At 38.9% G+C, this 14,463-nt stretch carries 21 protein-coding genes and 1 pseudogene; all 22 read left to right on the top strand.

The window, feature by feature from the left end; all coding sequences use genetic code 11:
- Positions 1 to 218 (top strand): annotated as a pseudogene (locus HX124_RS15980) (hypothetical protein); the annotation flags it as partial.
- Between the two features lie 744 nt (positions 219 to 962).
- Positions 963 to 1,469 carry a hypothetical protein gene (locus HX124_RS15975; RefSeq protein WP_286383993.1) on the top strand — a complete coding sequence of 169 codons (507 nt, stop codon included), beginning with the start codon at positions 963 to 965 and terminating at the stop codon, positions 1,467 to 1,469.
- A gap of 382 nt (positions 1,470 to 1,851) precedes the next feature.
- A complete protein-coding gene (locus HX124_RS15970; RefSeq protein WP_286383994.1) occupies positions 1,852 to 2,289 on the top strand; it encodes a PDDEXK family nuclease in 438 nt (145 codons plus the stop codon).
- Positions 2,249 to 2,887, top strand: a complete 639-nt coding sequence (locus HX124_RS15965) for a putative metallopeptidase (protein WP_286383995.1) — start codon at positions 2,249 to 2,251, stop codon at positions 2,885 to 2,887. The genes HX124_RS15970 and HX124_RS15965 overlap by 41 nt, the downstream gene beginning before the upstream one ends.
- A gap of 58 nt (positions 2,888 to 2,945) precedes the next feature.
- Positions 2,946 to 3,422, top strand: a complete 477-nt coding sequence (locus HX124_RS15960) for a DUF2280 domain-containing protein (RefSeq protein ID WP_107009939.1) — start codon at positions 2,946 to 2,948, stop codon at positions 3,420 to 3,422.
- A complete protein-coding gene (gene terL, locus HX124_RS15955; protein ID WP_107009938.1) occupies positions 3,400 to 4,926 on the top strand; it encodes a phage terminase large subunit in 1,527 nt (508 codons plus the stop codon). Before HX124_RS15960 ends, terL begins: the two co-directional genes overlap by 23 nt.
- Positions 4,927 to 4,934: 8 nt before the next feature.
- Positions 4,935 to 6,275, top strand: a complete 1,341-nt coding sequence (locus HX124_RS15950) for a DUF1073 domain-containing protein (protein ID WP_286383997.1) — start codon at positions 4,935 to 4,937, stop codon at positions 6,273 to 6,275.
- A complete protein-coding gene (locus tag HX124_RS15945; protein ID WP_286383998.1) occupies positions 6,217 to 7,029 on the top strand; it encodes a phage minor head protein in 813 nt (270 codons plus the stop codon). Before HX124_RS15950 ends, HX124_RS15945 begins: the two co-directional genes overlap by 59 nt.
- Before the next feature lie 57 nt (positions 7,030 to 7,086).
- Positions 7,087 to 7,395, top strand: coding sequence for a hypothetical protein (locus HX124_RS15940; RefSeq protein ID WP_286383999.1), 309 nt, complete (start codon positions 7,087 to 7,089; stop codon positions 7,393 to 7,395).
- Between the two features lie 189 nt (positions 7,396 to 7,584).
- Positions 7,585 to 8,787, top strand: a complete 1,203-nt coding sequence (locus HX124_RS15935) for a DUF2213 domain-containing protein (RefSeq protein ID WP_286384000.1) — start codon at positions 7,585 to 7,587, stop codon at positions 8,785 to 8,787.
- Between the two features lie 14 nt (positions 8,788 to 8,801).
- On the top strand, positions 8,802 to 9,272 hold the full coding sequence (locus HX124_RS15930; RefSeq protein ID WP_286384001.1) for a structural cement protein Gp24: 471 nt from the start codon (positions 8,802 to 8,804) through the stop codon (positions 9,270 to 9,272).
- A gap of 3 nt (positions 9,273 to 9,275) precedes the next feature.
- Entirely contained in the window at positions 9,276 to 10,256 is a 981-nt protein-coding gene (locus HX124_RS15925; RefSeq protein ID WP_286384002.1) for a major capsid family protein, read from the top strand.
- Positions 10,257 to 10,269: 13 nt separating this feature from the next.
- Complete coding sequence (locus tag HX124_RS15920; RefSeq protein WP_286384004.1) at positions 10,270 to 10,590, top strand: hypothetical protein; 321 nt, start codon at positions 10,270 to 10,272, stop codon at positions 10,588 to 10,590.
- Between the two features lie 10 nt (positions 10,591 to 10,600).
- The gene (locus tag HX124_RS15915; protein WP_286384006.1) at positions 10,601 to 10,984 is read left to right on the top strand and encodes a DUF4054 domain-containing protein; all 384 of its coding nucleotides are present in this window, start codon (positions 10,601 to 10,603) and stop codon (positions 10,982 to 10,984) included.
- Positions 10,985 to 10,993: 9 nt separating this feature from the next.
- A complete protein-coding gene (locus HX124_RS15910; RefSeq protein WP_286384007.1) occupies positions 10,994 to 11,188 on the top strand; it encodes a hypothetical protein in 195 nt (64 codons plus the stop codon).
- Positions 11,189 to 11,195: 7 nt separating this feature from the next.
- The gene (locus HX124_RS15905) at positions 11,196 to 11,675 is read left to right on the top strand and encodes a hypothetical protein (RefSeq protein ID WP_107009928.1); all 480 of its coding nucleotides are present in this window, start codon (positions 11,196 to 11,198) and stop codon (positions 11,673 to 11,675) included.
- A complete protein-coding gene (locus HX124_RS15900) occupies positions 11,668 to 12,108 on the top strand; it encodes a hypothetical protein (protein WP_107009927.1) in 441 nt (146 codons plus the stop codon). Before HX124_RS15905 ends, HX124_RS15900 begins: the two co-directional genes overlap by 8 nt.
- A gap of 64 nt (positions 12,109 to 12,172) precedes the next feature.
- Positions 12,173 to 12,940: a hypothetical protein gene (locus tag HX124_RS15895; RefSeq protein ID WP_286384009.1), complete on the top strand. Its 768-nt coding sequence runs from the start codon at positions 12,173 to 12,175 to the stop codon at positions 12,938 to 12,940.
- A gap of 6 nt (positions 12,941 to 12,946) precedes the next feature.
- The gene (locus tag HX124_RS15890; protein ID WP_173910745.1) at positions 12,947 to 13,261 is read left to right on the top strand and encodes a hypothetical protein; all 315 of its coding nucleotides are present in this window, start codon (positions 12,947 to 12,949) and stop codon (positions 13,259 to 13,261) included.
- 26 nt (positions 13,262 to 13,287) lie between these two features.
- A complete protein-coding gene (locus tag HX124_RS15885; RefSeq protein WP_286384043.1) occupies positions 13,288 to 13,512 on the top strand; it encodes a hypothetical protein in 225 nt (74 codons plus the stop codon).
- A gap of 106 nt (positions 13,513 to 13,618) precedes the next feature.
- The gene (locus HX124_RS15880) at positions 13,619 to 13,777 is read left to right on the top strand and encodes a hypothetical protein (RefSeq protein ID WP_286384012.1); all 159 of its coding nucleotides are present in this window, start codon (positions 13,619 to 13,621) and stop codon (positions 13,775 to 13,777) included.
- A gap of 109 nt (positions 13,778 to 13,886) precedes the next feature.
- On the top strand, positions 13,887 to 14,387 hold the full coding sequence (locus HX124_RS15875) for a zinc ribbon domain-containing protein (RefSeq protein ID WP_286384013.1): 501 nt from the start codon (positions 13,887 to 13,889) through the stop codon (positions 14,385 to 14,387).
- Positions 14,388 to 14,463 lie beyond the last annotated feature (76 nt).

The raw sequence follows: 14,463 nt of genomic DNA, 5'->3' as shown, positions 1-14,463 counted from the left end.
ATATTGAATGTAGCAAGTGTGAGGGTAAAAAAGAGAACTCTTATAATCAGTCTGAGCGTCATCGTATTTCAGGGTTATCTATAGATCGTAAAGCGTACTTAAGAACTTATGATAAGTATGAGCAATATGCTTTGGTGAAACTCGGTGATTGGCGGGTTGATTTGGAGGCACATTTACGTGGTTTTTTCTTCAAAGTTGCAGAAGAATACGATTTGTAATTGCATAGTCCCAAAATTCAGGGTATATTTTTCTACACTGGTTGTATTACGGCTTTCCGGGACCACAACAATTATTTGATTTACATACCTGCTTCCCATAGCGGGTATTTTTTTGTTTAGTGGGATTTAGCATGTGTAACAACTTGATATAAAATAGCAAAAAAATAGTTTGTTATTTCTTTCTAATTTTTGTATAAAAAAGTACAGCAAAATGAAAGGGGAAATTGAATGCTTAATAATTCTATAAATTTCTTGTTTTTTGTTTTTATGTACCTAGCGCTTACAACATTGGTATACATGATTGGAAATTTACCAATGTAATAGGTTAAATTAATCTATATAAAAGCTCATCGTAAGATGGGCTATTTTGTTGTCTATGAAAAGACAACCTATTCCTACTGGGGTGCCGACCAGTAGAACATGCCTTCGAGTAAAAACCTAGAATAGGGAGTGGCGCCCCGAACTAAAGAGGATTGAAAGCAAGTAAAGCAAACCGTGCATGTTAGGTTGGGGTGATTGTGAGTAGCGGTAGATCAGTTGCCGAGCTGATCAATATCGAAATTAAAGGTAGGGTTTCGTTTCGTATGGAGCCCTTTTTAATGCGCTATTAGCTCAGTGGATAGAGCATCCGCTTTCTAAGTAAATGGTCACAGGTTCGAATTCTGTACAGTGCACTATAAAACTAATGTTATATTTAATTATTTAATTTTGTTATATTAAAATTTTTATAATGATTTTAAAGATATGAAAAAATCTACTATTGGGTGGGCGTTTGCAGGGGTGGTCGGTTTGGGTGCTTTATTTGGTGGTAATGATACATCTAATACAAGTCAAACTACAAAAGAGTCAGTAATAGAGGAGCGATTTGTTAATACTGCAATTCTTAATGTTAGGGATAAGCCTAATGGAAAAATATTGAGTAAAAAACAACGAGGTAATTCAGTTTCAATTTACGAAATTAAGAATGGTTGGGCGAGAATCGCAGAAAATAGCTTGGACCCAGAATGGGTTTTCTTTACATCATTATGTAAAGGTGAAGACTGTTATGTTGTTAAACCTGAAATCAAACAGCAAAATTTTGTTCATCAGAAAAATGCTAATTCAATACCATCAGTATCTAACAATAGTGCATCCTATAGCAACTCATACGACAGTGATTGCTCGTGTGCTGTTGTAGATTATTGTGTTGGCCCTCGTGGTGGGCATTATTGCATCACAAGTGGCGGTAATAAACGATATTTACCAAAATGATAATTAGAAATAATTTAGTTTGAATTTTTAAGATTTAACTACAAGGCTTATTGATGTGATTGCACTAGTTTAATTAGATCGAATTCGATACCTTTAAAATTTTTATATCAACAATTATTGATATAAAATGTGAATATATATTTTCCCATTAATGTTAATATTACCTTGCAAAACAACAACCTGAATCAGCGCAAAAGATCAGGGGAAAGCCCTTCAGTAATGGAGGGCTTCTTTTTGAGTAAAATTTACAAAAAAATTACTTGGCATAAAGTTAAATTCAAGTAATATTGAATTGCATAAGTAATTCCCCATATTGCTTATGTGTGTAACTTTTATACCTACGATCTCCGCAAAATTGTAGGTTTTTTTATGGGTAAAATTTATGGAAACTTCCGAATACACCGCACTCACCAAGAAGCAACCATTAAAACCAAAATCCAAAACTCGACCATTACCCAAAGCAACACAAAAATATTTAGAAGCTGAAGAAACCTTATTCCAAGAATTAGAAGAAAATAACATTGGTTATCGAAGAAAATTTCAATTCGAACCCACCAAAAATTGGCGATTCGATTTCTATATTGTGAAACTCAATCTTCTGATTGAAATTGTGGGCAGCTCATGGTCGGTAGGTCGTGGTGGTAAGAAGATTGCAAACGCATTTAATAAATATGAACTCGCTGAAAACATGGGTTATACGATTGAACGATTTGATCCGCATGCAGTTGAGTCAGGTTATGTGATTCGTTGGATTAAGGGGAAATTGGAGAGATTAGAGGATGAAACAGATCAGACCATTTCCACCAACAGAACTGCTTGATCAAGCTGAGGAAGAAGAAACCATTCGCTTGGCACCTGCAGCAGATCTAAAAGATTGGGTTGTTAAAAACTTTCTTACCATTGGCGGCGCGTTACATAATCCAGATCATGACCACATTGCTGAGCTACTTCATGACAATGACGAGTTCTTAGCTTTTGCTTGGGCATCATCTGCGGCTCAATCTAAAAAACGTATGGTGTTAGGTCAATGTGAAAAAGTGATGTTTAACGTTGGTGGTTGGAAGAAAGCACGACAAGAACAACAGATGCGGGACTGGTATGGTTTTGTACCCACTTATTTAATTACGATTGATGCGAGTTATTGTGAAAAGAGCAATGACCGTAACTTTTGCGCGTTACTGGATCATGAGCTTTATCACATTGGTGTAGAACGCGATGAAGATGGTGAAATGCTGTATAGCGATATGACAGGTTTACCTAAACATTATTTGGCAGGTCACGACGTTGAAGAGTTCTTTGGTGTTGTTAGACGTTGGGGTGCCAATGAATCAGTTAAGCGTTTAGTCGAAATCACAAAGAATGCGCCGTTTGTTCCTGATGTTGATATTTCCAAGTGTTGTGGGACGTGTGTGATTTGAGCTGAAAGGCTCTTTTTTTTGGTTATTTACGTTGACGTACGTTGACAGGTGGATATTTATGGCAGCCCTCAGAAAAGAGGTGAAACTCTTTATTGTTCGGTCACTTGCGCAGTTTAATACCCCCGAAGAAACAGCAAAGCTCGTCAACGAAGAATATAAAAATCTAAATGTTTCTCGACAACAGTGTGAGCGTTACGATCCAACCAAAAGAGCAGGTAAAGATTTAAGCGAAGAGTTTAAAAAAGAATTTGAAATAACGCGTTCAGAGTTTTTAGGTAAACCCGAACATATTCCAATCGCAAATCTAGTTGTTCGACTGCAGCGTTACGAAAATATGTTTTTAGCTACAAAGAACAATGTTCTTCGATTAAAAATTCAAGAACAAGCAGCTAAAGATATAGGTGGTCAATACACCAACCGAACAGAAGTGACGGGTGAAAATGGTGGACCTATTCAAAATGAGAATGTGACCTATGTGACAGCAACCAAAGAAGATGTAAGGCGGGCGATTGATGAACTCGAGAGTGAATACTGATCCCGTAAAATTGGAAGTTGAGCGCACCAAATGTGAAGATGAGCACTTGTTCTTTACACGTCGTTTCTTTAAGCCTCGCATGGGTTTTAAATTCTCAGTCAATTGGCATCATGAATATATTGCTGACAAGATTGATGAAGTGATTGCAGGAAAAATAAAAAACCTTGTAATTAATGTTCCACCTGGTAGTGGTAAGACTGAGCTTTTAACTAATCTGATTGCAAGAGGAATCGCACGAAATACACGTTCACGTTTTTTATATTTATCATTTTCTCAATCGCTCGTTGAAGATGTATCTGCCACAGCACGAAATATCGTGAAGTCAGAAGATTTCCAAAATTTGTGGCCAATCAAAATTTCCACAAGTACAGATGCAAAAGCGAGTTGGAAAACGACGGTAGATGGTTATGAGGCAGGACATGTTTATTCAGCATCAATGGGTGGTCAGGTTACAGGACGCCGTGCAGGTACATTAGCTAATAATGGATTTACTGGAGCGATTATACTTGATGACCCTTTAAAGCCTGAGGATGCATTTAGTAAAACTGCACGCAATAAAGCGAATCGTAAGATTTTAAATACAGTGAACTCGCGTAAAGCTAAATCATCGACACCGATTATTCTGATTATGCAGCGTTTACATGTTGAAGACCCAACCAATTTTGTGATGACGGGTAATGTACCAGGAGAATGGGAACAAATCAGTATCCCTGCGCTGATTGATGATGCTTATATTGAAGCGCTTCCTCAACATATTCAATCGAAAATCCCGCGTAATATTGAACGTGATGAAAAGGGGCGGCAAAGTTATTGGCCATTAAAAGAATCATTACAGTCATTATTACAACTAGAACAGGGTGGACAGGATAAAGATGGGGCGGCTGTTTCTCGCTATACATTTAGTAGTCAATATCAACAGAGACCTAAAAAGCTTGGTGGTGACCTGGTTAAAGCTGAGTGGTTTGGGCGTTATCTTAAATTACCAGTACTGAAATGGCGGGCAATATGGGTTGATACAGCGCAGAAAACCAAAGAGCATAATGATTATTCAGTCTTTTTGTGTGGTGGTCTTGGATATGATGGCAAGTTGTACATTATTGATGTGAAACGTGGGAAGTGGGAAGCACCTGAGTTGATCAAAGAAGCCAAGCTATTCATCAACAAACATAAAGAATCCAACACAGAAATTGGAAAGCTTAGATATATGGCTATTGAGGATAAAGCCTCAGGGACCACATTGATTCAAACTATTTCAAGGCAAACTACATTGCCAATTAGAGCTATCCAACGAAGCATAGATAAGCTAACACGCACAATGGATGTGGTTTTTTATGTTGAAGATCGTATGGTGGTTTTACCTGCATCAGCTCCATGGTTGTTGAACTATGTTGAAGAGGTTGAAGGGTTAACTGCTGATATGACGCATGATCATGATGACCAATGGGACCCAACAATTGATGCAATAAATGACACTGTGGCAAGAAAACCAACAGTATTTGATTAGGAAAAATTATGGCTGAAAATACCAAGCCCGATGCAATAGGCGATGCAGGGGCATATACCAACTTTGCCTCTAATATTGGTACCGCACGAGATAAAGCATCACATGGGCAATTTGTACGCCATGATATTCCAGATGATCAACTCGAAGCGGTTTATCAAAATTGGTTAGCAAAACGTATCGTCAATCGTCCTTCCTCAGACATGCTTCGAGCAGGTTGGTTCTTTGAAAATATTCAAGGGAGTAATCTGAAAAAACTCGAAGAAGCATGTAAGTATTATCACTTAAATCAAGTATTACTTTCGAGTTTGATCCTGTCACGTTTGTATGGAAAGGTCTATGTATTGATTGGTTCAGCAGATGGGCAAAATCTAGATCAGCCTTTTGAGATCAATAAACTTGGTGTAGGGCGCTTAGAGTTTTTTACGGTGATTAAGAAGAAGTACTTAACGGAAGATACTCGCAGCTATTTACCACCTTCAGCGTGTTGTGGATTACTCAAACAGCCTGAATTTTATAAGTTACGGTTTAATGATGGTACACCTGAAAAGCGTATTCATCATAGTCGCCTGATTAAGATTTGCCATGCTGATGTCGTCAGTGAAGAACCTCAGAGCATTTTGCAGGAGGTGTATGAAGATCTCTTAGATCATGCCAGTGTGAAGCGTAGTACAGCGAGTTTGGTACATGAATCCAAAATTGACATTATTCGAACGCCAAGTTTGGTTGAAAAAATCACAGAGGATATGAAGACTGTTGTTGAGCGCTTTATGAGTGTGGGATTTTTAAAAAGCTTAAACGGTATGATTGTTCTGGATAAGGATGAGGAATATGACTCTAAAACGTATACATTTGGTGGTTTACCTGATTTGATGCGCGAGTTCTCCATTCAGACTGCAGGTGCAGCCGATATTCCTTATACCATTTTATTTGGTCAGTCTCCTGCAGGGATGAATGCCACAGGGGAACATGATACCCGTAATTATTACGATTCAATTGCCACAAAACAGGAATGGATGCTGAAACCTATTTTGATGAAGTTTCTGGCATTAATTTGTCAGTCGACATTCGGTAAGCAGTTCCCTGATTTAAATGTGGTGTTTAATCCATTGTGGCAGCTTGATGCCAAGATTCGCTCAGAAGTGGAAAAGGCAAATGCGGAACGCGATGAAAAGTATTTGAATATGGGCATTATCACTGAACCCCAGATTGCACGGCAGTTACAGATTGATGGTGTGTACTCTGTGATTGATGATGATCACATTAAAGAATTGGAACTTATGGTGGATACAGATGACAGCGAAGATCATTCAACTGTTAAAACCCCAACTACAACAGATCCGGAAGCGTAAGAAAGGACGTAAACCTAAGCTAAAACCCATTAAAGTCAATCGGAAAACTGAGCTGTATTACACTCGCCAATTACTTGCCATAGCGCGTTATTGCCAAGATCAAACCAAGGATATGGTTTTGCCGACTGTAGGTGAAAACATTGGCGATAGTTGGTTTAGTGATATGTTTGGCAGGCTGCGTGCTCGATTTGATAATTATATTGCTGAGGTATCAAAGCCCTTAGCAACCAAGATTGTCATTGATGTTATGCATGAGGTAGATAGTCAGATTGCTAATCATACCAAGTCTGCGATTGGCGTGGATCTGACACCGCTGTATCAAGCTTCAGATATTCAAAGTACGGTTGATTATAATATTGATGCAAACGTAGCGTTGATTAAGTCTATTCCTCAGCAATACGCACAGAAGTTAGAAGCTTTGGTTTTAAATGCCTTACAGACAGGGCAGACCAATGCGGAACTCGCTCAAGAAATTCATAAGCTTGGTCACAGTACAGAGTCTAGAGCGCGTTTAATTGCTGCGGATCAGATGGGTAAAATCAATTCGAATATCAATAAACAACGTCAGTTGGATTTGGGTGTTGAGTCTTATACGTGGCAGACCGCCAAAGATGAGCGAGTTCGAGCAGATCATCGGCATAAGCAAGGTAAAACTTTTCGTTGGGATGAACCGCCAAGTGGTGGACATCCTGGTGAGCCTATTCGATGCCGGTGTGTGGCGTTGCCTAATTATGATGATATTTGGGTTGAATAAAATGTATTAACTGAATAGTCTTATAATTGGATATGATTAAAAAATGAGATTATAGGTATGAAACAACAAGGATTGATAAACTTTTTCTATCAAAATGAAGACTTCATTAAATGTCCTGTATGTGGTGATCCTTATACACATCAAGGTAAGGTTGAAATATTTGAAAGATGTGAGGATGAAACACAAGGTAATCATGTCCAAGTATTAGATGATAACATTCAAGTAGATAGGGATTTATCAAGAAATCCAAGCCCAAGAAGACAAGGTGTTTCAATTCATTTTAAGTGTGAATCAGGAAGCCATTCTTTTATAGTTGATATATATCAGCATAAGGGGCAAACATTTTTTGAAATAAAAAGTAACTAAAACATTTTTAATTTAAACCCACCATACGGTGGGTTTTTTATTGAGCCCAATTTATGAAATCTAAGCCCAAATATATACCAACCCCATCACTACAAAAAGTACCTGATTCACCAAGCTTTGAACCATATTTATTCCTAATTTTTATTTGCTTGCTTGGAATGTTTCTGCTCTTAGGAATCTTATAACATTATGAAAATCCTATACCAACTCAAAATTGGTGATTTTGCACCAAGTGAATCTTCACGCTCATTTACCAAAGAAGGGTATTTGAAGTGCGTCAATGTTCGCTTAGCGAAAGCACCACAAGTACGGCAGTACTACGCCTATGAATTCCCATCATTAGAGGGATTTACAGCAGATCAAATCATTAACGTCTACACACCTGCAGATGAACTCTTTAAACCTGAATCGGTAGCGAGTTTTTCGGGTGTAGATGCTACAGACTATCACCCACCAAAGAATGAAATCAATGCTTCTAACTGGAAGGACTATCACATTGGCTATTGTGAGAACGTGCGCCAAGAGGGTGATTATTTGGTGGGTGATTTGCTGATTAAAGACAAGATCAGTATCGATCTCATTCAAAGTAATGAGCGCATTGAAATGTCGCTCGGTTATGCGGCACTCCTTGTTTTAGAAAATGGTACCGCACCTGATGGTACGCCGTACCAAGCAAAGTTTATTAATTTTATTGGCAATCATGTGGCACTGGTGAAATACGGTCGCTGTGGTGGTGATTGTCGGATCGGTGACCAAAACCCAACCCCACAAGAGGAAAACTTCATGGAAGTTATTGTAAATGGTATGCGTTTTGACATTGGTGATAACAAACCATTGGCAGATGCTTTGAAAATCCAACAAACCCAAATTGAAAACTTAAAAGCCGCAAAGCTTAAAGTCGGCGATAAGCAATTTTCAATTGGCGATGAAATGGCAGCAGTTCAGGCAGTTGTAGATACATTACAAACTGAAAACACACAGTTAAAACAGCAAGTGGGTGATTTAGAAAAAAATCAAATGACCCCTGAAAAGTTAGAACACGCTGCAGCAGAACGCGCAACAGTGATTGCTGATGCTAAAGCACTTGTACCTAATGTTAAAACAGAGGGTTGTACCTGTGAGCAGATTAAGCGTGATGTGATTAGCGCCAAAGCAGGTGACACGCTTGTGACTGCTGTATTGGGTGGTGTATCGGTAGGTGATGCCAAGCCTGATCAGATTGACACTGTATTTCGTGCTTTATCTGCGGTGAAAGGTGTAGCGCCTACTAACTCGGTCAATACGCTATTAAATCAGTTCCAGCATCAACCCGCCAATGTTGGGGATCAAAACCCTGATACCAATCAACAAAAGCCAAGCAGCAAGCAAGATGCTTGGAAACAATCATTCTAATAGGGGAATCGAGCATGTCTTTAACACCTCAAGCAATTCCAGGTATGCGTGCGCGTTTGCACATGCCTGAAGAAATTTTATCGTTACCTGTTTCGGGTAGCACAGTACTCAATGATGGTGATGTGGTGGTGCAATCTACAGATGGTAAAACTGTATCGGCTGTAGTAGATGCGACCAATACCAAATTTGGTGTGGTGGTATTTCAGCATATTGGCAAGTCGGGGAAAAATGCGAAAGGTCTTGAAGCCTACCAAGCCAAAGACTGCGCACCGATCATGCAGATTGGTTCGGTATGGGTAAAACCGAATGCGCCTGTTACAGATATTAATACCAAGGTGTATGTGCGTACTGCAAATGCAACAGTAGATGCACCTTTAGGATCTCTTTCATCGGCTGCTTTGGATTCAACTGAATTACCCAATGCAGCATGGGAAACCATCACAGGTGCAGATGGTATGGCAATTCTTCGTTTACGTGGAGCGTAATAGATGTCTAAACAATTAGAACAAATGAAAATCCGTTTAACGGCGGTAGCACATGGGGTGCAAGCAGCAGTCGGTGATGCCTTTAACTTAGATACATTTGCTAAGTTACTCATCAAGCTTGAATCGATTGATGAAATGTCACCACAATTGGCAGAAGCACAAGCTTATGCAAAATACCTACCGCTTGAGTCACTGACAGGTGCGGTAGTAGGCTCGGCAAGTGTGTTACAGCGTAAACGCGGCGTGGGTCGTGGTAAACGTCATTCGGGTTTAGGTAATGATGTGCCTTTAGCTGAGGTGATTTATGACGAAGTAAAATTGACTGTCCAAGTTGGTGTGATTGGTTATGAAACCACGATCTTTGAAACTGCTGCAGCATTACGTGCAGGGATTTCATTGGCGACAGATAAAATCACTGCAGCGCGTTTGGCATATGAAAACCATATGAGTGATGTAGCATGGTTTGGTGAATCTGATACAGGTTTACTAGGTTTTTATAATCAAACAGGCGTGGAAGTGATTGCATCTACTGTGGATTATGCAACAGCGACCATTGAAGCTATTTTGGCTGATATTAACAAAGCCATCAAAGGTGCAACCAACGCATCGAAGTTTGATGCCAGTGTGCAGCCTGATACTTTTGTGATGCCTGAAAATAAGTTCACGATTTTAGCAAGTCGTATCGTGCCTGATTCGGCAGGTAAAACTTTCCTTGAATATATTAAGGAAAAGAACACCTTTGCAATGCAGGGTAAAACCATGACCTTTACTTCTGAAAGCTACTTGGAAGGTAAAGGTGTGGGTGGTACAGACCGCAGTATTATTTACCGCCGTGATCCAAACTGTATTACTTTCCGTTGTAATGATCTTGAGTTTTTAGCAGCACAGCCAATCAACTACGCAATTCGCACACCAGGTCACTATATGTATGAAGGTGTATATTTGAAGCGTGTTGATTCATTACGTTATTACGATGTGGAATAAGGAAAAATAAACCATGGCAAAAATTACATACAGCGGCTTACAAGCCGCTTTTTCTTTTGATGGGATTCAGATTGGCAAAGGTCAAACTATTGAGCTGACTGGTGCTGAGTTGACCAAGTTGCAAAAAGGAAAAGTCTTTAAGGTTTTGCTTGAATTGGGTGATCTTTCAGTGGATGACACGCAGGACAGTAAAACTACAGGTCGTAAAGGTTCAAGCAAGTCAGATCCTGAACTCGATAAAGTACGTGCTGAGTTAAAAGCTTTGGGTGTGACTTATGCGGATGATGAAACATTAGAGCAGCTGCAAGCTAAACTCGCTCAAGCTCAAGAATAATAGGTGATGCATGGACTTACAGACTTTCCGAGAAAAATTTAAATCAGATTCTCAACTCTACAATGCAAGTGAGCCAGAAATACAAGATGCTTTGGAAGAAGCGGAACTTGTGGTATCGGTCGTGGAATTTGGGCAGTTAAAAGCACGCGCTGTAGGTCTTTATGCGGCACATATTTTAAAAGTTCAAAAAGCTAATCCAAATGGTACCGCCATTTCAAATGCAAGCAATATGTCGATTGCAGGACAAAGCATTGGTTTTTCGCGTTCTGCAAAAGAAACGTTCTACGACCAAAGCATTTATGGCCAACGTTATTTGGCATTAAAAAATTCTATTCCAATCGATAACCAAGGCATCAACCCTAATAATCTGCGTGCTGGTGCCTTTGTTGTTTAGGAGAAAATCATGTCATTTAAATATCAAGCACCACTACATTTTAAAAGTACAAGCATTCAAATAGCTGGGCAGATGTACTTTCTCGATACACGAAATATCATTGAGTCAGATCAAGATATTTATTACATCTTGCAGCCAATGGGTTTTACACGTTATGTGGAAGAGCCTAAAAAAGTCACAGCAGTTGCTACCACTAAAAGCTAGGTGATGTATGGTTGATTCGGTTGATGTACAAATTCATCTAAATGAAGAAAATAATCGGATTAAGAAAGAAATCCGTAAGACCATCACAGCATTGACCTTAAAACTACAGCGAACTATTCAGGAAGATATGCTCAGTGGACAACGACTCAATGTCCAATCAGATCGTTTACGTGGTTCATTGGTTTCACGTATTTCTGAGTCAGCAGAAATGTTTGAAGGGATTGTATCTGCAGGTGGTGCTCATGTGAAATATGCCTTTATTCATGAGTTTGGCTTGGCTGCTGCCGTAAACATCAAAAGTCATTTGCGTCATATTAAACAGGCATTTGGTAAACCTATTACACCTAAGGATGTATTGGTAAAAGCACACAGTCGAACTGTTAATTTTAAGGAACGCCGTTTTATGCGGGATTCTTTAGATGAAATTGGTAAAACCGTGCCAAAGAATATTGAGAAAGCGATTGAGCGAGGATTGAAAAATGAATAGTGAAGCTATTTACCAAGCTTTGTTTGATCAGCTCAGCAATATCCAAGGCATGGTGACAGTCAGCCGCAGATTACGTCATTTTAATCATGTGGGTAATGAAAAACGTCCTGCGTTATTTATTACTCAGGGCAATCAGGATGAAAATGCAGTTAAAGGTTTAAATGCCAAGATTGAACTCGCTGCAGAAGTTTATTTGTATATCTATGAAGCTGATCCTGAAAAAGCTATAGGAATGCAGATCAATCATTACCTTGATGCTATTCGAGAAGCAATGAAGCCTGAATATCCTGAAATGTGTGAATACCAAACCTTAGGCGGTTTAGTTGAGCATTGTTGGATTGATGGCACGATTGAAGTTTTTGAAGGTGTGGATGGGATGATTGATGGACAAGGTATTGCGATTGTCCCAATTCGAATCTTAACCACCAACTAATAATTTAATTCAAATTATGACCACCTCTTTAGGTGGTTTTTTCATTTTATAGAGGTCTAAATCAATGGCTCAATATTTATTTGGTGCAGGTAAGTTGCTTGCCACGCCAATTGTAGATGTTTATGGTCAACCGATTACTAATCCTACACCTGTTGAGATTGGTGTTATGCAGTCAGTATCCGTTGATCTATCTTATGACTTAAAAGAGCTTTACGGTCGTGGGCAGTTTGCTGTAGATGCTGCACGTGGTAAGGGTTCAATTAAGTGCAAAGCAACGATTGGTCGTATCAGTGGTGCGTTACTGAACTCGATTTTCTTTGGTGGTGTTGTTGCTGAAGGTGGAATGGATGTTGTTACCCAAACCATTAATGGTGAAAAAATCCAAACAGGTGGAACGTTAACGCCTGTTGTACCGAATGCAGGTACTTTTGTGAAAGATTTGGGTGTAACGGATGCTAAGGCAATTCCATTAAAGCGAGTTGCATCTGCACCGGTAACAGGTCAATACAGTGTAGATCAGGCAACGGGTGAATATACGTTTGCTGTGGCTGATGTCGGTAAAGTGGTATTTATCAGCTTTAAATATTCTGCAACGGTTGCAGGTGCTAAGTCAGGTTTAGTCAATAACTTGGATATGGGTTATACCCCTGAATTCTCAGTTAACTTACAGCGTGAATATAAAGGTAAATTTATGGGCATGGAGTTCTTCCGTTGCACCAGTAATAAGCTCGGCTTTAGCTCAAAACAAGATGATTATGATCTGCCAGAGTTCGAGTTTCAGCCGATGGCTGATGATCTTAACCGTGTCTTTAGTTGGAATACTTCGGAGTAATGATTCATGTTATTTAATCAAGTTGAAAACCCACGTGGTACGACAGTTGTCATTGATGGGCAGTCTTTTGTTTTTGCACCGTTGTCTTTGGGGGCGGTTGAAAAGCTTTTACCTGCACTACAAGAATTTAAACCACATGATGTAGGGCTTGTGATTGATGTTGCACATAAATCATTGAAGCGTAATTATCCTGATATTAGTCGTGATGATGTTTCAGATATGATTTATATGGACCAACTCGAAGAAGTGATGGGCGCAGTCATGTCAGTTTCAGGTTTGAAAAATAAGCAAGATTCAAATGGCGGTGAATCGGGGGAATAAACTGGGAGGAAATTTATACTCATTTGGTGCTGACCACAGGTAAGGATTATGACTATGTACGTGATCAGATGGATCTGCCGAGGTTATATGCACTCAATGAGTATCAGCTTAAATTTCCTCCCGCTGATATTGGTGTACAGCGACTTTGTCGTATTTTAGAGGCATTTATGGGAATTGAAGAAAATCAACAACAGGAAGAATCTGAAGAAGATGATTTGGAAGAGATGTTGAGCGCGTTCCCACAGGGGTAACTTCGGTTGCCATTAATTAAATATTTAAAAAGCAAAAACCCAAGATTCGCAGTCTTGGGTTTTTTGTTTCCAGTCGAACAAGAGAGAACAAGAGGAAAAGAAAATTATGGTTGAAATTATAACAGTTGTTTTACAAAAAGTAGAGGTCGTAATGGAAAAATATGGTTATTGGAAAGTAACTGGCGCTATATTGATGGGTATTTTTATTTGGCAATTTTCAAACATTGTTAGTGCAGTTACTGGGTTAATGGTAGTGATGAAGTAATTCTATGTAAGTGTGAACCAATCACTTCAGGGTAACTTTGGTTGCCCTGATTGATTTTTGTGTAACAGTTGGTTAAAGTTTGTATCACTTGATAACAATGAGTCTAAAAATGGCTTTAATTAACTGTAAAGAGTGTGGGGCACAAGTAAGCACACAAGCTAAAAATTGTCCAGGCTGTGGGGCTAAGGTTAAAAAGCCTACATCAATAATTACTTGGGTCTTTTTAGGTTTGATAATCTTTGGAATCATTGGAGCAATGATTGGTGAAGATAAATCAAATTCATCAGTATCTGGAGAACCAATATTATCTCCAAAGGAACAAGCGCTTAAAGATTTAGATTTTAAGTTTGATTGGAGCAAAGGTGGATTTGACAGCATTATGATGATTGATATGACAGTCAAAAATAATGGCTCTAAAGATATCAAGGATTTTACTGTTGAATGTGAGCATTCATCGAATAGTGGAACTAAAATTGATAGTAATAAGCGAGAAGTTTTTGAAATTATCAAGGCTGGTGAAACAAGAAAATTCAAAGAATTCAATATGGGTTTTATTCATTCACAAGCTACTTCATCTAGCTGTGGAATTACAAACTTAGTTGTTATGTGATAAGAAGACACTCTATAAGGGTGATTTTTAAATTTGCATTTTATGATCCTTGTAATTTGAGTTTTCAAGAAAGATG

This window comes from Acinetobacter sp. 226-1, assembly GCF_030329325.1.
Classification (GTDB): domain Bacteria; phylum Pseudomonadota; class Gammaproteobacteria; order Pseudomonadales; family Moraxellaceae; genus Acinetobacter; species Acinetobacter sichuanensis.
The sequence above is the reverse complement of the archived record's forward strand: the minus strand, read 5'-3'. Positions and strand labels throughout refer to the sequence as shown.